Raw genomic sequence first — 18,508 nt, 5'->3', positions numbered from 1 at the left:
CGCTGATGTCATCGTCAGTCGCGTCTATCTGGCGGGCGCCACGAGACAGAAGAATGCGCCCTGCGGATCGGTCGCCTGGATGATCCAGCTGCCGCCGGGCACTTCCATCGGACCGTTCAACACCGTGCCGCCGCCGGCCTTGACGCGCTCGATGGCCGCATCGATGGCCGGCACATTAAAGTAATAAGCCCATGCCGGCATGGGGACATTCGGCGGCTTGGTCATCATGCCGCCGACAGGGGTGCCGTGTTCGGCAAAGATCGTATAGGCACCCATCTCGCCCATGTCGAAGTCATGATCCTTCGTCCAGCCGAAAAGCTTCGAATAGAATGCGAGGGCTTCCGCACCGTTGCCGGCATAGAGTTCGTGCCAACCGATGTGGCCCGGCGTGCCCATCGGCGCGGGAGGCGTTGGATTGTCCCTCGGCAGCGGCGTCATGATGCAGATCACCGCGCCGTGCGGATCGGCGACGACGGCAAAGCGTCCAACCGTCGGAATATCCGCAGGCTCGCGGCGGACCGAGCCGCCGTTGGCGGCAAAATCCTTCGCCGTCTTGTCGACATCATCGACCGCGACGTAGCCCGTCCAGTTCGGCGGGATACCCTTCCCCTCCAGTTCGGCGGGAAAATCCATCAGCCCGGCGACGCCCGCGCCATTGGCTTCGAAGATCGTATAGGGCGGCAGGTCCTGGATCGTCATGTCGTTTGTGGTCCACCCGACAACCTTGCCGTAGAATTCGGCTGCGGCCTTGGGATCGGGGGTCATCAGTTCGCACCAGATAAATTTGCCGTGGGTTTCGGACATCGTGTTCTCCATTTTGGGTTTGACGAACGGCACGCCGTTCTCTGCCCGCAGCTACTGCTTGCGGGTGTAGTGCGCCTCCATGAACTGCTTCCAGGAGCCGTCGGGCTGCCTGGCGGCAGAATTGAACGTGCGGTGGTCGCGATCGTGAAAAATGAGCTGCTCGCGATACTCGGCAAGCTTCCTTGCGTCAGCGAAGTCGGGGCCTGTCGTATAGAGGCTCAAGGTCTTGCCGTCGTCGGACACATCACCCTGATAGACCCACAGATGGTCCATCATGGTGCCGATCCAGGTGCCGACATATTTGCCCTTGTCGGCGTTGTAGCCGAGGGTGAGAACGGTCGTTGCCGCGCCGCCGCCCGGCATCTGGCCGGAGCCTTCGGCGACGAACCAAATACCGTGGAGCGACCGCACGATTTCCGTCCAAGGCTCTTGTCCGGTCATCCCGGGCGCTATTACATCCCAGACGCCGACAAGGTCTTCCAGGAACTCGTGCTCCTTCAGAGCTTTTGCTTGCTGCATCGTCCTTCTCCCGTGGGATGATGGTCGCAGATCTCAGTGACAGCAGGACGGCTCGCTCGTGGCCGGCTCGTATTCGTCGTGACGCTTGACGAAATCCATCGTGCTATCTTCGTTGCGGCCCTTCGGCGCGCGATCGAGGATCATCAAGGTGCCGACCGCCTCTTCAAGCCCGCGTGCGTAGGTCGAGTAAGTGTGGAAGACCTCGCCGTCGTCATTCTTGTAGAACGCGCTGAGGCCGGGCAGCTCGTCATGGGCATTGGCGGGCTCGATCGCCTCGAAATTGTAGATGACCTTGTCCTTCGCCAGATCCTCCGGGCTGAAAGACACGTGGTAGTCGAAGTTGAAGCTGTTATCGAAGGATGACACCCACGGGAATTTCCAGCCCATGCGCTTCTTGTAGGCCTCGATCTTGGCCACGGGCGCGCGTGAAACGGCGACCCAGGTGACATCGTGATTGTTGAGATGCGGAAGCGTTCCGTCCACATGATCCGACAGGAACGAGCATCCGGGGCAGCCGGCCTCCCAATCGGGGCCAAGCATGAAGTGATAGATCAGGAGTTGGCTGCGGCCATCGAAGAGTTCGGCAAGGCTTTTCTTTCCCTGCGGCGTATCGAAGACGTAATTTTTGTCGACCTTGACCCAGGGCAAGGCCATGCGCTCGGCATTGACCTTGTCCCTCAGATGCGTTGCTTCCTTCTCCTTGAGAAGCAGCGCGCGGCGGGCTTCCAGCCATTCTTCACGGGAAACGACTTGGTTATGCATCACGAGCACCCTCCTCCGGCGCGATCGAGACGTGGCAGTCCATGTTGCTTTTCCTTGACTAATTACATTGATATCAATAGAAATTGGACATGTCAAACGCGGTAGAGATTCCCTTTTCAACGACGCTTCTGGTGCGCGACACGTGCCTTTGCCTGCATGTGCAGCGGGCTGCGCGCGCACTGGCGCGGCTCTTCGACGAGGCGCTTCGCCCTGTCGGGCTCACCAACGGCCAGTTCTCGCTGATGATGTCGCTGAACCGCCCGGAGCCACCGCCGATGGGACCGGTCGCGACCCTGCTTGCGATGGATCAGACGACATTGACGGCAGCGCTCAAGCCATTGCAGCGCCGTGGTTGGGTAAATGTAACGCAGAATGCGAAAGACAAGCGCCGGCGCTTGCTAAGCCTGACGCCGGAGGGCAAGGCGGTGCTCGCGGCCGCAGTGCCGATCTGGGAAAGCACCCACGCCAGCCTCGATCAGGCCCTGCCGGATGGCGACATCGGAAGATTGCGACGCGACCTGCAGGCGCTCTCCTGAAGACCGGTCGCATATGACAACGCTTTAGTCGCGCGCCATGCGCGGGTCTGAGGCGAAATCCTCGACCGAGAATCCAATTCTGACTTTCGGAAATTCGCAGAGCGCCTGGACGCCAATGCCCGAAAGCCGGATCCTCCACGTCTGGCGCTCAACGGGCTCGCGGGCAGCAAATGCCGCCGCCGTCAAAAGCGCGATGTTACGGCCGCGCTGCGGATCGCGCACGGATTCGTAGAGGATTGCTTGGGAGCCCGCCTCCCGCGCAGCGTCCGCGAGGGCCTGGCACGGCGCGTAGTTCTGGGGATCGGTCCAGATCTCCCGATCAGAATCGAGCGGCGGGCACGTGAGATCGATTGCTGACGGCGTAGCGATCGCAGCGGCAAAGGCGGTGTATTCGGCGGCGTTAGCGGGAAGCGACGTGGCGGGCGATTCCGAATAGAACAGCAGCCTATAGAAAGCCATTTCCGCAAGCGCGGTTTCTACCCGCTCGGACGCATAGAAGACGCCGAGCGTGCGGCCTGCCCGTCGGAAACGCGAACCATATGGATAGACCGCGCCATAGCGGAACGGCGTGGCAAGCAGGTAGTCCAGCCCGACACATTCCGGCGGCAGCGCCGGCTTGCTTTCCTCGAGCAGGTTTTCGAGCAAGGCCTGCTCGTCGAGCGTATCGACAAGCTTCAGCGTCGATATCTGATGCTGCGCCTCGACCAGCCGCCAAAACCTGCCCGAGATCGCCCGCGTCTCAGACGATAGCGCGGCGGGCGTCCAGATAGGCAAGGACATCGGTCAATCCCGAGATGCTGACAATCTTTTCGAGCGGTGTCGCGCCGAGCGCCGTATTGGCGTTGCGCAGCCATTGACGGGCGATGGCTTCGTCGCCGCCGACGATCGCGTCGAGCGAGCGAAACAGACGCACGAGCAGGATCGCGAGTTCAAAGGACTTCGAGCCACGCTCAAGCAGATAATCCTGCCGCTTCATACGCGAGACAGTTGCCTCCGAAACGCCGAGCACCGCCGAAAGCGTTCGAGCATTGAGGCCGAGATGGTCGGCGGCATTGACGGCGGCCTTGGTGATCACGGTTGCTTCAGGAGACCGGACGCCAGAGATCGGATGCGCTATAGCCATGCCATATTCCTTTCACAGGAAAGAATATAGCACTTTATTTTCATATGAAAAGAGCGTCGCGATCCGCGACGCTCTTCCACAATTATAATCAGGCGACGGTGACCGGAACCTCGGTCGACGTGCGCATGGCGTGGCTATAGGGGCACACGATGTGGGCGGCGGCGGCAAGCTTTTCAGCCGTTGGCTTGTCGAGGCCGGGAATGTTCACCGTCAGGGCGACTTCAATGCCGAATCCCGTGCCATCTTCGCGCGGGCCGATGCCGACCGTCGCGCTGACCGCGGTGTCCTCGGGAATCTTGACCTTTTCCTTGCCGGCGACAAATTTCAAAGCACCGAGGAAGCAGGCCGAATAACCGGCTGCAAAGAGCTGTTCAGGGTTGGTGCCAGTCGCGCCGTCGCCACCGAGTTCCTTCGGAACCGTCAGCGTCACATCGAGAACGCCGTTTTCGGAAACGGCGCGGCCCGCGCGGCCACCGGTGGCGGAAGCTTTGGTCGTATAGAGGATAGGCATGTCAGTCTCCTTTGCGTTGGGGTTGGATTTTGTATATTGCACAATTAAATTGTACGCAAGTTAATTTTGCAAATTGCATTTCGAATTCGAAAAGAGGACAATCACGCCTCAAGGACAACGACAATGAAAGCGCATCTGGCAAAGACGATGGAAATTCCGGAAGAAGAGAAACGGCTGGAAAACCAGCTCTGCTTTGCGGTCTATTCGACGGCGCATGCCTTCACGCGCGCCTACAAGCCGATTCTCGACAAGGTCGGCCTCACCTACCCGCAATATCTGGTCATGTTGGCGCTGTGGGAGAAGTCCGAACAGCCGGTCAAGGCAATCGGCGAGCAACTCGATCTCGACTCCGGCACCCTCTCTCCCCTGCTCAAGCGCCTGGAGCAAACCGGACTGATCAAGCGCAAGCGCGATTCCCGCGACGAGCGACAGGTCATCGTATCGCTGACAGACAAGGGCCGGGCGATGCGGAGCGAGATCGACACAATCATGACCGCCATCGGTCAGGCGGCGGGCTGCACACTCGAAGAAATGAAGACCATCCGAGGCCTGTTGAGGGGCCTGCGTTCAAACCTTACGGCTGCGGTATAGAGGTCGCGGTCGCAGCAACAGGATTGGCCAAACCCTACCGATCCCAGAGCGCCGGATGGCCGGAATGGTTGCCCGGCAGGTCAAATTCTCGTTGGTTTTCGACGACAGCAGCGCCGCGGCCTTGCGGCAGAAGCTCGATCTTCAGCCGCTCGACAACGGCCGTTGTTATCTCGTCTTGAACCTCGAAGATTTGCCCGAGATGACGATCGAAGCGGTCCGCCCAGACGATTCCGCCGGTTCGCGCATCGACAAGTTCGGTCGTCAACCGCAATTCGCGGCCGCTCACGCGGGCACTTCCGCTAAGGACGTAGGCCACACCAAGCGCTAGGGCGACGTCCGGCAGGCGACCGACCTTGTCGCGATAAGCAAAGCTCAAGTTCTTCGATGCGACAAAGAAATTGGGAATCTTCGCCAACGCAGTGATGATGTCCTCGACAATGCCGTCTGCGATCCATGTGTGCCGACCACCAGGCACCGCGACCGTGAACGGAAGCACCGCAATCGAGGGCCGCCCCGACGGACTGACTGCCGCAGACGGCAACAGAGCCTCGCTGCGCCGCATGAGTTTCTCGTCCAAGGCATAACCGCGGCACGGAATGGTGCGAATGAGCTTTACTGCGCCCTCGCCCAGCGTCCTGCGTATATCCGTCACGCACTGGCTGAGCGAGCCGTCCGTGACGGCTACATTTGGCCAGACGGCTGAAACCAGTTCGTCCTTGGTGACGACGCGCCCCGAATTTTCAAGCAGATAAGTCAGCAACGCCAGGGATTTGGGGCGCAAACGAACATCCTGCCCGCCCTTGCGCAACCGGCCCTGTTGCAAATCGAGTTGGTGTCCCGCGAATTCGAACATCGACATTGGATGCTCCGAATGTTGGCGCGCAATTTAGCAAACGCTTCCCACCACGACAACGAAGTGTATCGAAGCGCGACACCGAAACCAAAGAATTTCAGAGAAATTTCAAAAGCGCTTCAGCCGGGCTTCACGACAACCACACGGACAAATGGGAGGCTTTGCCGTTACAACTGCAGCTTGGGGGAGCCACCATGACATTCCTGCACCTACATGGCGTTCGCACTTTTTCGCCGACAGCAGCGTTTTCGGGAACATGGCACGCGCTCGCGCATCTGGTCCCGCATGGGGAATACCATTCAACGACAGATCATGCTGCATGCCGGGCGTTGGATAAGCTTGACGACGAGCAACTCGCCGATATCGGCATCGTCAGACACGACGAGTTTGCCGGTTGGCATGAGTCAGCCAGAGGCATCGATCCTGACGCGATCATCTCACATAGCTACTCGTGGCGGTAAATTTCGGCCCGGCCAAATGTGGGCGGAGAGACGGTACCGTCTCCCCGGTAAGGCGCGATTTCCCTTGGCGGGAAGATGCTGTCCCCCAGGGGAAAAGGGAGACAGCGGGACGCAAATCGATCACTGCAGAACGACGACCGGCGCCTTGTTCGGCACGCGATCATAGAGGTCGATAATATCCTGGTTCAGCAGTCGCACGCAGCCCGATGACACGGCCTTACCGATGGAGCGCCATTCCGGGTTGCCGTGCAGGCGGTAGAGCGTGTCTTCGCCATTCGAGAAGATGTAGAGCGCACGCGCGCCGAGCGGATTCTTCAGGCCTGGCTCCATGCCGCCGTTTTCAATCGAATACTTGGTGAGCTCCGGCTGGCGTGCGACCATCTCATTCGGCGGCTTCCAGCGCGGCCACCTCTGACGCCACTGAATGACGCCCGTGCCCTGCCAGGCAAATCCTTCGCGGCCGACACCAATGCCGTAACGCATCGCGGTACCGCCGGGCTGCACGAGGTAGAGGAAACGTGAGGGGGTATCGACGACGATCGTGCCGGGCGCCTGGCCGGTCGGATCGACGACCTGCTGACGATAAAAGCGCGGATCGATCTTCTGGTAGGGCACGGCCGGAATGAGAAAGCCGCCGTCCTCTATCGGGCCGTACATGACCTCCAGCTCGGCATCACCCGGAGCCAGCGGGGCCTGGAACATGTTGACCGGGGGGGTGCGCATGACGACCGGCTGAGCCATGGGAGGCGGCCCGGCCGTGGATGCGCAGCCAGCCAGGGCCGAAGCCGCGGTCATGGCCGAAAGCGAAAGGAAGCTGCGGCGGGAAAGGGATGTTTCAAAGCTCATAACGCGGGTCTGGGTTCCTGTTGCGCTGGAAGGACGACGCCCTTCGCGGAGGGTGGTTCAACGCCGGTGACGACAAAGGAAATTACCGTCTTGCGCTAAATAAACCACTACCTCACGAAGTCGTGTCCGTCCGACGACCGACGATATCGCCCGCGCTGTTGCGCGTCTACATCACGACGATCTCGGCCTTCGCCGGAACGCGGTCATAGAGGTCGACCACATCCTGGTTCAGCATGCGTACGCAACCCGACGACGTGGACTTTCCGACCGACTGCCAATCCGGAGTCCCGTGGATGCGGTAAAGCGTATCCTGACCATCCTTGAAGATATAAAGAGCGCGCGCACCCAGCGGGTTTCCAAGACCTGGGTTCATGCCGCCGTTTTCCGCCGAGAAGGCCCGGACGTCAGGCTGGCGTGAGACCATTTCGGCGGGCGGCGTCCAACGCGGCCATTTTTGCTTCCACTGAATGACGCCCCGGCCGGACCATGCATAGCCTTCGCGGCCGAGGCCGACGCCGTAGCGCATCGCCTTGCCGCCAGGCTCGACAAAATAAAGGTGTTTGGTTTTCGTATCGACGATGATCGTACCGGGCTTCTCTTTGGTCGGATAGGCGACCTCCTGCCGCAGATACTGTGGGTCGATGCGGCTGATCGGTATCGCTGGCAACGTGAAGTCGGTATCGCGCACCTGGCCATACAAGGTGCCATTCACCGGATTGGTGACCGGCAGGCCGTAGGTCCGGCTGAAGTTCGCGCCTGGGATACCATAGGTCTGATTATAGATCGTCGGCGGCACACCCGGCCTCTGCGGGACCGGCGTATCCACCGGCTTGACGCGCATGGGATCGACACCGGGTGGGTTATAGAAAACAGGGGATGTTTCCTGCACGAAGCGGGCAGGATCGGTGGCACCGGTATCCGGAATGAGGATATTGCAACCACTCAGGCAAAGAGCAGCGGCCGCAAGCCCGGCAAATGGCGACACCCGGCTGAGAACAGTCATAAAACACCCTCATCGACAACAGCGAGACGTATAGCTGTGGCAAGGATGGCACTTGCGGCTGGCGCGAGGCTGGTCACCAGATCAGCCTCGCATCAATGGACGTCAGACCACGATCAGGCCGAGACCCCGTGGAAAAACTTTATGCTCTGTTCAATCTCCGCCGGCAGCGCCGAGGTGTGGTTGCCGGTCACCGTATCCGTTTCGATCTGGACACCGCCGGAGCGGGCGCGGCTGGCAAGCAGGCCGGCGCGGTCGTTGAAATGCGCCTCCTCAGTGCCATGGACGACACGGACGGGGCATTTGAAGCTCTTGGCATAGCAGAGCGCACTGCGGACCTCGAATTCGTGGGCGTTGCTGTCGTCGAAACGAATGTCCTGCGGGTAGCGATTGAAGAAACGAAACGCATCCGGATTGCCGGAGATCGGCGCCGCGGCGCGGAATTTGTGGCTGCTCATCGCCGCAAGCATGGTCAGCGTACCGCCGATGCTGTGGCCGGCGATAAACAGGCGGTTGCCATCGACGCCGGGAAGATGCTGCAGACGGTCGGCCGCCGAGAGCACATCGTCGACCTCGTCGTAGAAGCCCGAGAAATTGCCCATCTGGCCATTTTCGCCGCGCAGCGACGGCATCATCACCACGAAGCCCGCGTCGACATAGGCCTTGAGCAGAACCCAGTGGCCAAGACCCATGGCGTTGCCGCCGTGCAGGAACAGAACACCTGGCTTTGGCTTGCCGCCGCGCTTGTATTTGGAGACCCAGGCAACCAGTTCCAATTCGCCGCCATAGCCGGACCGGTAGAAGATCTTCTCACCGTCCGCGGGCGCGTCGAGCGGTTCATACTTGTCGGGAGCCGGCCCCTTCTGCAAGAGCTTGGTATGGAAGTGCTTGCGGACCTTGGCATAGTCGTGATCGATCAGTCTCGGCACGTCCGGAACGTCGAATGCACTAGCCATGCGCGGGAGCAGGAGGGCTCCGGCCAGGCCTGCAAGAACCGTGCGGCGTTGGCGGAGAAAAGAATTACCTTTGTCTGACGTCATTTCACACTTCCATGGTTCCCGGCGATTCGAAAATTGCACCGGAAGCGCGCGGTCGCCAACACACGTTGTGTTGAAAACTGTGATCCTGCGGCGTTTTGCGCCAGAAAAACTACTGATCGCCCTTGGCATCGATCATCGCGACCAGCGTCTGAAGGCGATCCGCCTCGTAGGACGGCTTATCGGGGCGCAGACGGGAGATCCGCGGAAAGCGCATCGCCACGCCCGACTTGTGGCGGGTAGAGCGATTGATGCCTTCGAAGGCGACTTCCACGACGAAGCCGAAATCCTTGTCCGCCCTGACGGCCCGTACCGGACCAAAGCGCTCGGTCGTGTTGTTGCGAACGAACTTGTCCAGCAGTTCCAGTTCAGCATCCGTGAAGCCGAAATAGGCTTTGCCAACAGGCACCAGCTGTTCTCCCTCCGGTGTCTCCGTCCAGACGCCGAAGGTGAAATCCGAATAATAGCTCGACCGCTTGCCATGGCCGCGCTGCGCATACATCAGCACGGCGTCGACGTTGTAAGGGTTGCGCTTCCATTTGAACCACGGCCCCTTCAAGCGCCCCGCCTGATAGATGCTGTCGCGGCGCTTGATCATCACCCCCTCGATGACAGGATCCGGCGGTGACGACCGCAGTTGATCCAGTTGGTCCCATGAAGAGAATTCGACCAGAGGCGAAAGATCGAAGCGGTCGTGCGGTGCACGGTCAATGACCTCCGCAAGACGTTCACGACGATCGACGTAGGAGCGACCGCGCACGTCCTCCTCCCGATCGAAAAGCAGATCGTAGGCACGAATGAAAGCCGGATACTCGTCGAGCATCCTCGTCGTTACCGTCTTGCGGTTCAGGCGTTGCTGCAGATCGGAAAAGGTACGCGTCGGGCTGTTCGAGCGGGTGGTTCCGCCAACAAGCAGCTCGCCGTCCATCACGCCGTCGAAGCTGATCGAATCGACGATATCGGGAAATGCGCCTGATATATCGTCGCCGGAACGCGAGTAGATCTTGCGCGTGTCGCCGGAGCGCGACAGCTGCACGCGAATGCCGTCCCACTTCCACTCTGCTGCATATTCGGCTGGATCGAGCCGATCGAGATCCCCCTCCTCGACCGGATTGGCAAGCATGACGGAATGAAAGATCGCGGGCGTTGCCAGCACCGGCTTGTTACCCTGCCCTTCCAGCCAGCGAAACAACGCTTCGTAGGGAGGCTGCAGGCCATGCCACAGCGTCTCGATTTCGGTCACGTCGCGGCCACCCATATCGGCGAGCGCCTGCTTCGCCAATCGCGAGGACACACCGATGCGGAGCGCCCCGGTCGCGAGCTTGATGAAGGCGAAACGACCTGACGTATCCAGCCGATCGAGCAAGTCGCGCACGAAGCTGCGGACCTCGGTGCGCCCGAGCGCGTTCATCTCTCTGACGACATCACCAAGCCGAGGCTGGGCAAGCGCCGGCCGTTCGATGTCTTTCTCGGCGTCCCAGACAAGGGAGATCGTTTCCGCCAGATCGCCGACATAATCGTAGGAATAGCGGAAGAGCACCTCGTCCATCCGCTCCAGCACCAGCTCGCGCAGCATAGCCGGCTTGACGTTGCGCACTTCAAGCGTGCCGGCGATGGCGGCAAGACCGTAGCCGCGATCCGGGTCCGGGGTGTCGCGGAAATAATCGGTAAGCAGTTTCAGCTTGCCGTTGCGGCTGGGGGTGAGCACGAGGCGATCGAGAAGGTCGGCGAATGCTTTCATCAGTCGGCCTCGTCTTCATAGCCGACCAGATGGAGCGGCCGGGCCTTGATGCCTTGCAGCTGGCACCAGCGGACCAGCGCCTCCTCGCGACCATGCGTCACCCACACTTCCTCGGGGCGCAGGTCGCCGATCGTCTCGGTCAGTTCCGGCCAGTCGCAATGATCGGAGATGACCAGCGGCAGTTCGACGCCCTGCTGCTTGGCGCGCTGACGCACCATCATCCAGCCCGACGCAAATGCCGGCAAAGGCTCGTTGAAGCGTCGTGCCCAGCGATCGGCAAAGGCCGAGGACGGGCCGACGACAATGGCTCCCTTGAAGGCGGACTTGTCGCGGCTCTCGATTGTCGCCGGGCGAAACTCACCAAGATCGATGCCCTGCTCCATGTAGTAGTCGCAGAGCCGTTCCATCGCGCCGTGGATATAGATCGGCTGGTCGTAGCCGGTATCGCGCAACAGGCGGATCACGCGCTGCGCCTTGCCGAGCGCATAGGCGCCGATCAGATGCGTGCGCTCCGGAAACTGCCGCAGCGAGGCGTAGAGCTTGCCCATTTCATCGACCGGATCGGGATGGTGGAAGACCGGTAGCCCGAAGGTCGCCTCGGTGATGAAGACGTCGCAGGGCACCGGAACGTAGGCCGCGCATGTCGGGTCTGCGCGCCGCTTGTAATCACCCGAGACGACGATGCGCGTGCCACTCTTCTCGATCGCGATCTGCGCCGAACCGAGCACATGGCCGGCAGGATGAAAGCTGACCTTCACGCCGTTGATCAGGATCTCTTCGCCGAAGGCGGCAGCCTGCTCGCTTCCGCAGAAGCCGTCGCCATAGCGGATCTGCATGATGTCGAGCGTCTGGCGCGTCGCGAGCACGTTTGCATGGCCGGGCCGCGCGTGATCGGAATGGCCGTGGGTGATCAGGGCGCGCTCGACCGGCCGCACGGGATCCACATAGAATCCTCCCTCGGGACAATAGAGCCCTTCGGGGGCGGGATAGAGCAAGGCGTCTGGTCTCATGCCTGCAAAGATAGCGGGAAAGAATGGAAGGGCCAGTGGCATGCGTGACGCGGCCGGGAGATGCTTGCCTGTACCAAAATGAAACAAGCCCACTGGCACGTTTCCTGCAAGAATGATGGCAATGAGGAAAACTTCGTTAACATCGTCGCGCCGCGACCTCTTCCGCCTTGCGGGAGCATCGGCCCTCGCGCTGATCGCTTCCCGCAGTTTGGCGGCAACACGCGAAGGCGATCTGCGTGGAGCGATCGACGCGGTCGAATACAAGACGACGCCCGGCGCGGCCGACCGCAAGAGCGTCGGCCTGCAGAAGATGATCGATCAGGCCGCAGCGGAAAACGTGCCGGTTTTCCTGCCGCCCGGCACCTACAAGGTTTCCAATCTCGTGCTGCCGGAGAATACGCGGATAACAGGCGTACCGGGAGCGTCGCGTATCATCTACACCGGCGACGGCCACCTCTTTAGCGCTGACAATATCAAGCGTGTCGAGCTGTCGAACATAGCCATCGACGGCCAGAACCGTTGGCTCGGCGACTACGCCGGCGCGCTGTTGCAATTTACCGGCGTCGACGAGGTGATGATCGACAATTGCGAGATCGGCGGCAGCCGCAAGCATGCCCTGCAGCTGGAGCGATGCGGCGGTCGGATCGAGCGCAGCCGCATATCAGGTGCGGGCCAGTCCGGCATCTATGCCCTCGAATCCGACGGGCTCTCGATCACCGGCAACGAAGTCTTCGACTGCGGCAATGGCGGCATTCTCGTGCATCGCTGGAAGAAGGCGGCTGATAGCAGCGTCGTCAGCGGCAACCGCGTCTACCGGATCCAGGCCAATGACGGCGGCACCGGCCAGAACGGCAACGGCATCAACATCTTCCGCGCCGACAACGTGATGGTGGCGAACAACCACATTTCCGATTGCGCTTTCACCGCAATCCGCGCCAATTCGGCGTCCGATGTCCAGATCACCGGCAACCAGTGCCGACGCTCGGGCGAGACGGCGATCTATGTCGAGTTCGAGTTTGTGGGCGCCGTTGTCTCCAACAACATCGTGGACGGCGCGGCAAACGGCATCTCGATCGCCAACTTCGACCAGGGCGGCAGGTTGGCCAGCGTGACCGGCAATGTGGTGCGCAACCTGACGCTCAAGGGCCCCTACGAGCATGAGGTCGGCTTCGGTATAGGCATTGCCGCCGAGGCGGATACGCTGGTCACCGGCAACATTATCGAAGGTGCACCACGATGGGGCATGCAGCTCGGCTGGGGTCCCTATCTGCGCAACCTCGTCGTGACCGGAAACATCATCCGCAAGGCGCCGGTCGGCTGTGCGGTCTCGGTGGCGGAGGATGCCGGAACGGCGGTCATCACCGACAATGTGTTTCAGGAAACGTCCGGCGGCGCCGTCCTCGGTTTCGAATGGGACAAGAAGGTGTCGGGTGAACTGGCGGCGACGGACTCCTCGCGCTATCCTCAATTGACGATCGAGCGCAACCGCATCTCCTGAGAAACATCAAAAGCTTTCATCGATTCATAAGGCTCGGCGGCTTCCGTCAAGACGTTTCCGCTCCTACCCTGCAGCCAGCGAATTAAGGGGGATATCGACATGCTGACGATCTATGGGGTCTATCGCTCGCGCGCCTCGCGCGTTTACTGGATGGCTGAGGAGCTGGGGCTGGAATTCGACTCCGTGCGGGTCATCCAGGCCCGGCGACTTGCCACTCCGCTTGCCGCCGATGCACCTATCAATACGCTGTCGCCGGATTTCCTGGCAATCAATCCAATGGCGCTGATCCCGAGCATCAAGGACGGCGACCTCGTGATACACGAGTCGCTTGCCATCACGCTTTATCTCGCACGTAAGCATGGCGGGCCTCTCGCCGGCCAAACCGTCGAAGAAGACGGTTTGATGACCATGTGGACCATCTGGGCAGCAACCGAGGTAGAACCGCATACGGTGAAGATCGTTTACGTCTATGACGACGAGAAGCAGGACAGCGATGAGGGCAAGGCGACGATCAGTGTTGCGGTGCGTTCGCTGAAAAAGCCGTTCGCGACGCTGGAGAGGCACCTTGCGACGAACGAATACGTGGTCGGCAACCGCTTTACGGCCGCCGACCTCAACATCGCGGAGGTGCTTCGCTACGCCCAGACGGAACAGGCACTGTTCGACGCCCATCCGAATATCAGCGCCTGGATCAAACATTGCCAGTCCCGCCCGGCCTATATTGCGATGCAGGCGACGCGTTCGCAGGAACCGGTCTGATCAGGGAAAGAGCTTGAGGGTACCGGCCATTTCCTCGCGGATCCAGGCCTTGAAATCCTTCACCTTCTTGGGTTCGCGCGCGCCTTCGGCCGTCACGAAATAGTGGCCGAAACCGGTTTTCGCGCGAATGCCGAAAGGCGCAACCAACTGGCCCTGCTGCAGAGCAAAGCCCGCCAGCGTCTGCCAGGCGAGCATGACGCCCTGCCCTGCAATCGCCGCATCGAGGCAGAGCGAGGCGTCATTGAAGACGTGACGCGTCTCGAGCGTGGAACCCGAGAGGCCGACCTCACGCATCCAGACTTCCCAGCTAAACATCGCGCGGCCGTCGATCACGGCCGGCAGCGACAGGATATCGGCGGGCTCGTGCAGGCGCGCCGCCATGGCGGGCGAGCAGACCGGAAAGACTTCCTGCTGAAGCAACAACTCCGCCTTCACGTCGGGCCACTGCCCGCTGCCAACCCGGATGCCGACATCGACGTCGCAGAGCGCCGGATTGACGAGCCGGGTGGTGGCATCCATCCGCAGGCTGATTTCAGGGTGCCGCTCGGCAAAGCGATCGAGCCGATAGACGAGCCAGCGCGCGGCAAAGACCGGCGCAACCGAGATCGTCAGGATACCGTCGTCGCGCCGCTGTGTCGTCGCGACGGCCTGTGACAGCGCGTTGAAACCCTCGGTCAAACCGACCAGGAGGCGCGCGCCTGCCTCCGTCGCGACCATGCCCTTCGGCGTGCGCTCGAAAATCACGTGATCGAGTTGTGCTTCGGCTTTGATGATCTGCTGGCTGACGGCGCCGATCGAGACCCCGAGTTCCTCGGCCGCGGCCTGCAGGGAGCCGAGCCGGCCTACTGCGTCGAGCGCGCGCAATCCATTCAGGTGAACCGAGTTCAAGTTTCGCATATAGTTTTTCTATACTGATATGATGGTAATCTCAATTGAAACGTGCCCGGGTGGCCGCAATAATCAGGCTGTGTTGAGCAGATGCTCCGTTCGCCACCCTGGAAGGAAGCGAGGCACGCCATGCAAATCCTGAAGTTTTTCTTGAGCGTCGAGACAGTAGTGCCGCCATACAGCGCGGATATCAAGCGAGATCCGTTGTACCATCCTGACCTGGCACGGATGTCACCGACGGCGTTAGCCGACCTGCCGCTCGGCCCGCGACCAGGCGCGCAAACGCCCGAACGGCAACCGCTCGCAAGATGCGCATGACGCTCAGAAATCTGTTAGTTTGAGTGAGCTGTCATTCGAGCGAACCGAAATGACCGACAGTGTCGACACGATATATGCGCGCCTCAAGCGTCTTTCCTCGGAAGCCAATCTGCCTGATGTCGAGGAAAGCACATCCTACGGCAACCCGGCGCTGAAGGTCGGCGGGAAATCCTTCGTGGCTGTCAAGAACAACGAGACCATCGTGCTTTCCATCTCGATTGACGACAAGGAGCGGCTAATCGAGATGGCGCCTGACATCTACTATCAGACACCCCACTATATCGGCTGGCCATATATGCCCCTGCATGCCGCCATGATCAGCGACGCCGAACTGAAGGAACGGCTGATCAGCGCATGGCGGTTCCGTGCGCCAAAGAGACTTGCCGCGAGTTTTCAGGGCTAGCGCATCGCCCGGCACTTGCCTCCGGCGGTGCTCGGGATCTGGAACCGCTTGTTAGGCCTGCTCGCGCTCCAATGCTCGTTGCACGGCCGGCCGTTCCATCATCTGGGCGTAATGTGCGGTCGCCTTTCTGAAGCGAGCCGGATCGACGCCGTCTGGCCGAAGCCAGCCAGTCATGACGAAGAGATAGGGATCGGCGACCGAGTAATACTCGCCCATCACCCACGGACCTTCCAGCATCTGCGCATCGATGAGTTCGAAGCACTCGGCCATCGTCTGCGGCACTTTCGCCTTCATCGCTTCGTGAGCTGTCGGATCATCCGCCCAACGGCTACCGCGGCGGCCATGCGCGTGGTTCACATGCACGGTCGAACACAGGTAATTGTTGAACGCCTGCATCCGGGCGAACTCGAAGGGATCGAGCGGCGCCAGCTGCGCGGCCGGCGCGACCTGCGCGATGTAGGCGAGGATCGCCGGCGTTTCGGTGACAATGCCGCGATCCGTTAGCAGTGCCGGAACCCTGCCCTTGGGATTGACCGCCAGATATTCTGGAGAACGCTGCTCCGCTGTGGCAAAATTCAGCTTCTTCGTCTTGAACGGCAGCCCAGACTCTTCCAGTGCGATGAGGCTTGCGAGCGCACAGGTATGCGGCGCGAAATACAATGTCAGCATGATCGACTCCCTTCGATGCTGACTTTATAGCGCGGCGATCCGCAAACGCACAGATCGAGGCCGGCAAGCCGGCCTCTCAAAATCAAGCTGCTTCAGGCACTGTCTGGAACATCTTCGATCCGATGCCAGACTGGAATGCCGCGTTCACGCGCGATCCGCACATCGTTGTCAGCGCCCTTGGATTCTCCCTCAAGCCGAAGCACCCCATCGCAAAGCTGTAGCAGCCGGCCAGCAACGGGATGGAATATCTCCTCGTAGAGATCATCGCCAACGGTCTTTCCGCCGGCGGCGTTCCACACCGGCAGAGCCACCCATTCTCCAATCATCGGCACATGGCCCGCTTTGAACAGCCTGTGCGAGGGCTGCTCCAGCCGCTGCAGGTTGGCCGCCATTTTTGCCGGGTCGTCCCCGGTTCCCGACCTGTAGGGCCCGGCAATCAGAATCAACATGATCAAGCTCCATTTCCCTCGGCTTCATGCACGAGATATCCGATATCTGCACGATATTTCTTGAATGTCGAATCATTTCGTGCAGTATCACGATAATTCGTGCACAGATCGAATCAGGGCCATGCTTACAAGCCAGCGCAAATCGTTGATCCTCGACATTCTCAGGCGGGACGGCCAGGTGATTGCCAAACGCATCGCCGAAGATTTCTCGCTGTCGGAGGACACGATCCGTCGCGACCTCAGAGAGATGGCGGCGGAGGGATTGTTGAAGCGTGTGCACGGCGGGGCGATGCCCGTTGCGCCTGACCTGCCGGACTTCTCGACTCGAAAGGGTGTGTCTTCCGAAGAGAAGGCGCGGCTCGGAAGGAAGGCAGCCTCACTCGTGCGGCCGGGCCAACTGATCTTTCTGGATGGCGGTACGACGACAGCGGAGATCACACGGCACCTGCCACGCGACTTTGCGTTTTCAGTCGCGACACATAGCCCGACGATTGCCGCGGAGTTCGAACACCACCCGACGGCCAGCGTGATCCTCATCGGCGGCAAGCTCTACAAGCACTCGATGGTGGCGGTCGGGTCCGTTGCCATGGCCGCGATCTCGCAGCTTCGACCAGACATCTTCTTTCTCGGAGCGACGGCTGCCCATCCGGTGCATGGGTTGTCGACGGGCGATTTCGAGGAAGCGGCCATCAAGCGGCACATAGCATCCTGCGCAGCCGAAACCTACGTGCCGCTAACGCAGGAAAAGTTCGACCGCGTCTCCCCGTGCCAAGTGCTGCCGATCTCAGGCGTATCAGGGATCATTGTCACGGCAGACGTCGCCGCCACTACCATCGACCCCTACCGCAACCTTACGGCCGAGATCCTCGAAGCATGAACGGCTGGATGAGGCGCGCCTTCAGTTCCTCCAGGTTCTGCGGCAACAGGCTTACGGCAAGTCCGGCAACAAAGACTGCCAGGACAATGTAGGCGAAGGTGTCCCGGTCCATCCCGAGTGTCAGGAGATCATGCAGTCCGGGCTGCAACGCCGCGATCGACGTGGTAAGCCGCACCTCCCCGAGCATACGGCCCGGAATGGTCGCGAAGGCAGGCGCCTCCGACAGCGCCAGCAGCGCGCCATAGACGGCAGTGACGGAAATGGTCGCTCGCAGCAGGCGCCACCCGCCGAGTGGCCGCGCGCCACTCTCTTCGAACGACCAGCCGATATAGGCGCAGAAAGCCACGAAGAACAGGAACGCCACGGGCAGCCCGTCGAGAACGGCTTCCGGCTTCAACTGGCCGGTCCAACCATTGGCGAGCAGCAGTGGAAACGGCGCCGATGCGACGAACCAGATTGCAGCGAAAACGCCCCACATCCAGCTCATCGACAGATAATGGATGCGGGCAAGGGTAACGACGAGGATGATGCCGCCCGCGAGATAGACGCCCGACGGTTTCATCGACCCGGTCATGGTGACGACGATCGGTCCGCAAGAGCCGGCGATGCGGGTGCAGCCCGACGAAACGACCGTCAGCCAGGTCACGTAATCGAAACACATGGTGAAGAAGAGGAAGATCGCGATGGCGATCAGCATCCACCAAAGATAGCGGCCCGCAAACATATCCTGCCCTCATGGCGTTCGATGTACTGGGCGAAGGGTAACTCAGCCTAGGAAAACCGCATCCGTTCTCGTGGGCTGTAGTTTCACATACATTAGCAATTTCTGTTCCTGCGGCGAGACTGTCCCGTT

At 60.8% G+C, this 18,508-nt stretch carries 24 protein-coding genes; 8 read left to right on the top strand and 16 right to left on the bottom strand.

What is annotated here, in order from left to right; all coding sequences use genetic code 11:
• Positions 1-24: 24 nt before the first annotated feature.
• From ATY80_RS09905 to ATY80_RS09895, 3 genes are read right to left on the bottom strand one after another with little or no spacing between them, the layout of a single operon-like run.
• Positions 25-804, bottom strand: a complete 780-nt coding sequence (locus tag ATY80_RS09905; RefSeq protein WP_088692272.1) for a VOC family protein — start codon at positions 802-804, stop codon at positions 25-27.
• Positions 805-855: 51 nt separating this feature from the next.
• The gene (locus ATY80_RS09900; protein WP_088692271.1) at positions 856-1,323 is read right to left on the bottom strand and encodes a DUF1579 domain-containing protein; all 468 of its coding nucleotides are present in this window, start codon (positions 1,321-1,323) and stop codon (positions 856-858) included.
• A 33-nt stretch (positions 1,324-1,356) separates the two neighbouring features.
• The gene (locus ATY80_RS09895) at positions 1,357-2,085 is read right to left on the bottom strand and encodes a thioredoxin family protein (protein ID WP_088692270.1); all 729 of its coding nucleotides are present in this window, start codon (positions 2,083-2,085) and stop codon (positions 1,357-1,359) included.
• Between the two features lie 89 nt (positions 2,086-2,174).
• Here ATY80_RS09895 and ATY80_RS09890 point away from each other — a divergent pair, with 89 nt between their 5' ends.
• Positions 2,175-2,621 carry a MarR family winged helix-turn-helix transcriptional regulator gene (locus ATY80_RS09890; RefSeq protein WP_088692269.1) on the top strand — a complete coding sequence of 149 codons (447 nt, stop codon included), beginning with the start codon at positions 2,175-2,177 and terminating at the stop codon, positions 2,619-2,621.
• A 24-nt stretch (positions 2,622-2,645) separates the two neighbouring features.
• On the opposite strand, the gene ATY80_RS09885 is transcribed toward ATY80_RS09890, so the two are convergent.
• The 3 genes from ATY80_RS09885 to ATY80_RS09875 form a co-directional block, all read right to left on the bottom strand.
• Positions 2,646-3,401: an RES family NAD+ phosphorylase gene (locus ATY80_RS09885; protein WP_088692268.1), complete on the bottom strand. Its 756-nt coding sequence runs from the start codon at positions 3,399-3,401 to the stop codon at positions 2,646-2,648.
• Positions 3,361-3,744: an antitoxin Xre-like helix-turn-helix domain-containing protein gene (locus ATY80_RS09880; RefSeq protein ID WP_088692267.1), complete on the bottom strand. Its 384-nt coding sequence runs from the start codon at positions 3,742-3,744 to the stop codon at positions 3,361-3,363. Before ATY80_RS09880 ends, ATY80_RS09885 begins: the two co-directional genes overlap by 41 nt.
• A gap of 88 nt (positions 3,745-3,832) precedes the next feature.
• A complete protein-coding gene (locus ATY80_RS09875; protein WP_088692266.1) occupies positions 3,833-4,255 on the bottom strand; it encodes an organic hydroperoxide resistance protein in 423 nt (140 codons plus the stop codon).
• A 123-nt stretch (positions 4,256-4,378) separates the two neighbouring features.
• On the opposite strand from ATY80_RS09875, the gene ATY80_RS09870 reads away from it, so the two are divergent.
• Positions 4,379-4,846, top strand: coding sequence for a MarR family transcriptional regulator (locus tag ATY80_RS09870; RefSeq protein WP_088692265.1), 468 nt, complete (start codon positions 4,379-4,381; stop codon positions 4,844-4,846).
• A 34-nt stretch (positions 4,847-4,880) separates the two neighbouring features.
• Here ATY80_RS09870 and ATY80_RS09865 read toward each other — a convergent pair whose 3' ends face one another.
• Entirely contained in the window at positions 4,881-5,705 is an 825-nt protein-coding gene (locus ATY80_RS09865; RefSeq protein WP_088692264.1) for a winged helix-turn-helix domain-containing protein, read from the bottom strand.
• A gap of 188 nt (positions 5,706-5,893) precedes the next feature.
• On the opposite strand from ATY80_RS09865, the gene ATY80_RS09860 reads away from it, so the two are divergent.
• A complete protein-coding gene (locus ATY80_RS09860) occupies positions 5,894-6,160 on the top strand; it encodes a DUF1127 domain-containing protein (protein WP_088692263.1) in 267 nt (88 codons plus the stop codon).
• A 120-nt stretch (positions 6,161-6,280) separates the two neighbouring features.
• Here ATY80_RS09860 and ATY80_RS09855 read toward each other — a convergent pair whose 3' ends face one another.
• From ATY80_RS09855 to ATY80_RS09835, 5 genes are all read right to left on the bottom strand, one after another.
• On the bottom strand, positions 6,281-7,006 hold the full coding sequence (locus ATY80_RS09855; protein WP_088692262.1) for a L,D-transpeptidase: 726 nt from the start codon (positions 7,004-7,006) through the stop codon (positions 6,281-6,283).
• 166 nt (positions 7,007-7,172) lie between these two features.
• Positions 7,173-8,009 (bottom strand): L,D-transpeptidase, encoded by an 837-nt coding sequence (locus tag ATY80_RS09850; RefSeq protein ID WP_088692261.1) that lies wholly within the window; start codon positions 8,007-8,009, stop codon positions 7,173-7,175.
• Positions 8,010-8,122: 113 nt separating this feature from the next.
• Positions 8,123-9,046: an alpha/beta fold hydrolase gene (locus ATY80_RS09845; RefSeq protein ID WP_088692260.1), complete on the bottom strand. Its 924-nt coding sequence runs from the start codon at positions 9,044-9,046 to the stop codon at positions 8,123-8,125.
• Between the two features lie 109 nt (positions 9,047-9,155).
• Positions 9,156-10,784, bottom strand: a complete 1,629-nt coding sequence (locus ATY80_RS09840) for a cisplatin damage response ATP-dependent DNA ligase (RefSeq protein ID WP_088692259.1) — start codon at positions 10,782-10,784, stop codon at positions 9,156-9,158.
• Positions 10,784-11,794, bottom strand: a complete 1,011-nt coding sequence (locus tag ATY80_RS09835) for a ligase-associated DNA damage response exonuclease (RefSeq protein WP_088692373.1) — start codon at positions 11,792-11,794, stop codon at positions 10,784-10,786. The genes ATY80_RS09840 and ATY80_RS09835 overlap by 1 nt, the downstream gene beginning before the upstream one ends.
• 121 nt (positions 11,795-11,915) lie before the next feature.
• Here ATY80_RS09835 and ATY80_RS09830 point away from each other — a divergent pair, with 121 nt between their 5' ends.
• Together ATY80_RS09830 and ATY80_RS09825 are read left to right on the top strand one after the other, a co-directional pair.
• Positions 11,916-13,292, top strand: coding sequence for a TIGR03808 family TAT-translocated repetitive protein (locus ATY80_RS09830; RefSeq protein WP_088692372.1), 1,377 nt, complete (start codon positions 11,916-11,918; stop codon positions 13,290-13,292).
• Positions 13,293-13,391: 99 nt separating this feature from the next.
• Complete coding sequence (locus ATY80_RS09825) at positions 13,392-14,051, top strand: glutathione S-transferase family protein (RefSeq protein WP_088692258.1); 660 nt, start codon at positions 13,392-13,394, stop codon at positions 14,049-14,051.
• Here ATY80_RS09825 and ATY80_RS09820 read toward each other — a convergent pair whose 3' ends face one another.
• Complete coding sequence (locus ATY80_RS09820; RefSeq protein ID WP_088692257.1) at positions 14,052-14,948, bottom strand: LysR substrate-binding domain-containing protein; 897 nt, start codon at positions 14,946-14,948, stop codon at positions 14,052-14,054.
• Between the two features lie 120 nt (positions 14,949-15,068).
• Between ATY80_RS09820 and ATY80_RS29510 the strand changes: the two genes are divergently transcribed.
• Complete coding sequence (locus tag ATY80_RS29510; protein ID WP_088692256.1) at positions 15,069-15,257, top strand: hypothetical protein; 189 nt, start codon at positions 15,069-15,071, stop codon at positions 15,255-15,257.
• Between the two features lie 49 nt (positions 15,258-15,306).
• Positions 15,307-15,660: an MmcQ/YjbR family DNA-binding protein gene (locus ATY80_RS09810; RefSeq protein WP_088692255.1), complete on the top strand. Its 354-nt coding sequence runs from the start codon at positions 15,307-15,309 to the stop codon at positions 15,658-15,660.
• 51 nt (positions 15,661-15,711) lie between these two features.
• On the opposite strand, the gene ATY80_RS09805 is transcribed toward ATY80_RS09810, so the two are convergent.
• Positions 15,712-16,329 carry a glutathione S-transferase gene (locus ATY80_RS09805; RefSeq protein ID WP_088692254.1) on the bottom strand — a complete coding sequence of 206 codons (618 nt, stop codon included), beginning with the start codon at positions 16,327-16,329 and terminating at the stop codon, positions 15,712-15,714.
• 92 nt (positions 16,330-16,421) lie between these two features.
• On the bottom strand, positions 16,422-16,778 hold the full coding sequence (locus ATY80_RS09800) for a DUF4406 domain-containing protein (RefSeq protein ID WP_088692371.1): 357 nt from the start codon (positions 16,776-16,778) through the stop codon (positions 16,422-16,424).
• Between the two features lie 121 nt (positions 16,779-16,899).
• On the opposite strand from ATY80_RS09800, the gene ATY80_RS09795 reads away from it, so the two are divergent.
• The gene (locus tag ATY80_RS09795; RefSeq protein WP_088692370.1) at positions 16,900-17,655 is read left to right on the top strand and encodes a DeoR/GlpR family DNA-binding transcription regulator; all 756 of its coding nucleotides are present in this window, start codon (positions 16,900-16,902) and stop codon (positions 17,653-17,655) included.
• Here ATY80_RS09795 and ATY80_RS09790 read toward each other — a convergent pair.
• Positions 17,630-18,379: a hypothetical protein gene (locus ATY80_RS09790; protein ID WP_088692253.1), complete on the bottom strand. Its 750-nt coding sequence runs from the start codon at positions 18,377-18,379 to the stop codon at positions 17,630-17,632. The genes ATY80_RS09795 and ATY80_RS09790 overlap by 26 nt on opposite strands.
• Positions 18,380-18,508 lie beyond the last annotated feature (129 nt).

It is taken from the genome of Rhizobium sp. R711 (assembly GCF_002211365.1).
GTDB lineage: Bacteria > Pseudomonadota > Alphaproteobacteria > Rhizobiales > Rhizobiaceae > Rhizobium.
This window is presented reverse-complemented; position numbering and strand designations above follow the sequence as displayed.

Excerpts from the sequence above, each read along its gene's own strand:
- ATY80_RS09905 (WP_088692272.1), bottom strand. The coding sequence starts at position 804 with ATGTCCGAAACCCACGGCAAATTTATCTGGTGCGAACTGATGACCCCC.
- ATY80_RS09900 (WP_088692271.1), bottom strand. The coding sequence starts at position 1,323 with ATGCAGCAAGCAAAAGCTCTGAAGGAGCACGAGTTCCTGGAAGACCTT.
- ATY80_RS09895 (WP_088692270.1), bottom strand. The coding sequence starts at position 2,085 with ATGCATAACCAAGTCGTTTCCCGTGAAGAATGGCTGGAAGCCCGCCGC.
- ATY80_RS09890 (WP_088692269.1), top strand. The coding sequence starts at position 2,175 with ATGTCAAACGCGGTAGAGATTCCCTTTTCAACGACGCTTCTGGTGCGC.
- ATY80_RS09885 (WP_088692268.1), bottom strand. The coding sequence starts at position 3,401 with ATGTCCTTGCCTATCTGGACGCCCGCCGCGCTATCGTCTGAGACGCGG.
- ATY80_RS09880 (WP_088692267.1), bottom strand. The coding sequence starts at position 3,744 with ATGGCTATAGCGCATCCGATCTCTGGCGTCCGGTCTCCTGAAGCAACC.
- ATY80_RS09875 (WP_088692266.1), bottom strand. The coding sequence starts at position 4,255 with ATGCCTATCCTCTATACGACCAAAGCTTCCGCCACCGGTGGCCGCGCG.
- ATY80_RS09870 (WP_088692265.1), top strand. The coding sequence starts at position 4,379 with ATGAAAGCGCATCTGGCAAAGACGATGGAAATTCCGGAAGAAGAGAAA.
- ATY80_RS09865 (WP_088692264.1), bottom strand. The coding sequence starts at position 5,705 with ATGTCGATGTTCGAATTCGCGGGACACCAACTCGATTTGCAACAGGGC.
- ATY80_RS09860 (WP_088692263.1), top strand. The coding sequence starts at position 5,894 with ATGACATTCCTGCACCTACATGGCGTTCGCACTTTTTCGCCGACAGCA.
- ATY80_RS09855 (WP_088692262.1), bottom strand. The coding sequence starts at position 7,006 with ATGAGCTTTGAAACATCCCTTTCCCGCCGCAGCTTCCTTTCGCTTTCG.
- ATY80_RS09850 (WP_088692261.1), bottom strand. The coding sequence starts at position 8,009 with ATGACTGTTCTCAGCCGGGTGTCGCCATTTGCCGGGCTTGCGGCCGCT.
- ATY80_RS09845 (WP_088692260.1), bottom strand. The coding sequence starts at position 9,046 with ATGACGTCAGACAAAGGTAATTCTTTTCTCCGCCAACGCCGCACGGTT.
- ATY80_RS09840 (WP_088692259.1), bottom strand. The coding sequence starts at position 10,784 with ATGAAAGCATTCGCCGACCTTCTCGATCGCCTCGTGCTCACCCCCAGC.
- ATY80_RS09835 (WP_088692373.1), bottom strand. The coding sequence starts at position 11,794 with ATGAGACCAGACGCCTTGCTCTATCCCGCCCCCGAAGGGCTCTATTGT.
- ATY80_RS09830 (WP_088692372.1), top strand. The coding sequence starts at position 11,916 with ATGAGGAAAACTTCGTTAACATCGTCGCGCCGCGACCTCTTCCGCCTT.
- ATY80_RS09825 (WP_088692258.1), top strand. The coding sequence starts at position 13,392 with ATGCTGACGATCTATGGGGTCTATCGCTCGCGCGCCTCGCGCGTTTAC.
- ATY80_RS09820 (WP_088692257.1), bottom strand. The coding sequence starts at position 14,948 with ATGCGAAACTTGAACTCGGTTCACCTGAATGGATTGCGCGCGCTCGAC.
- ATY80_RS29510 (WP_088692256.1), top strand. The coding sequence starts at position 15,069 with ATGCAAATCCTGAAGTTTTTCTTGAGCGTCGAGACAGTAGTGCCGCCA.
- ATY80_RS09810 (WP_088692255.1), top strand. The coding sequence starts at position 15,307 with ATGACCGACAGTGTCGACACGATATATGCGCGCCTCAAGCGTCTTTCC.
- ATY80_RS09805 (WP_088692254.1), bottom strand. The coding sequence starts at position 16,329 with ATGCTGACATTGTATTTCGCGCCGCATACCTGTGCGCTCGCAAGCCTC.
- ATY80_RS09800 (WP_088692371.1), bottom strand. The coding sequence starts at position 16,778 with ATGTTGATTCTGATTGCCGGGCCCTACAGGTCGGGAACCGGGGACGAC.
- ATY80_RS09795 (WP_088692370.1), top strand. The coding sequence starts at position 16,900 with ATGCTTACAAGCCAGCGCAAATCGTTGATCCTCGACATTCTCAGGCGG.
- ATY80_RS09790 (WP_088692253.1), bottom strand. The coding sequence starts at position 18,379 with ATGTTTGCGGGCCGCTATCTTTGGTGGATGCTGATCGCCATCGCGATC.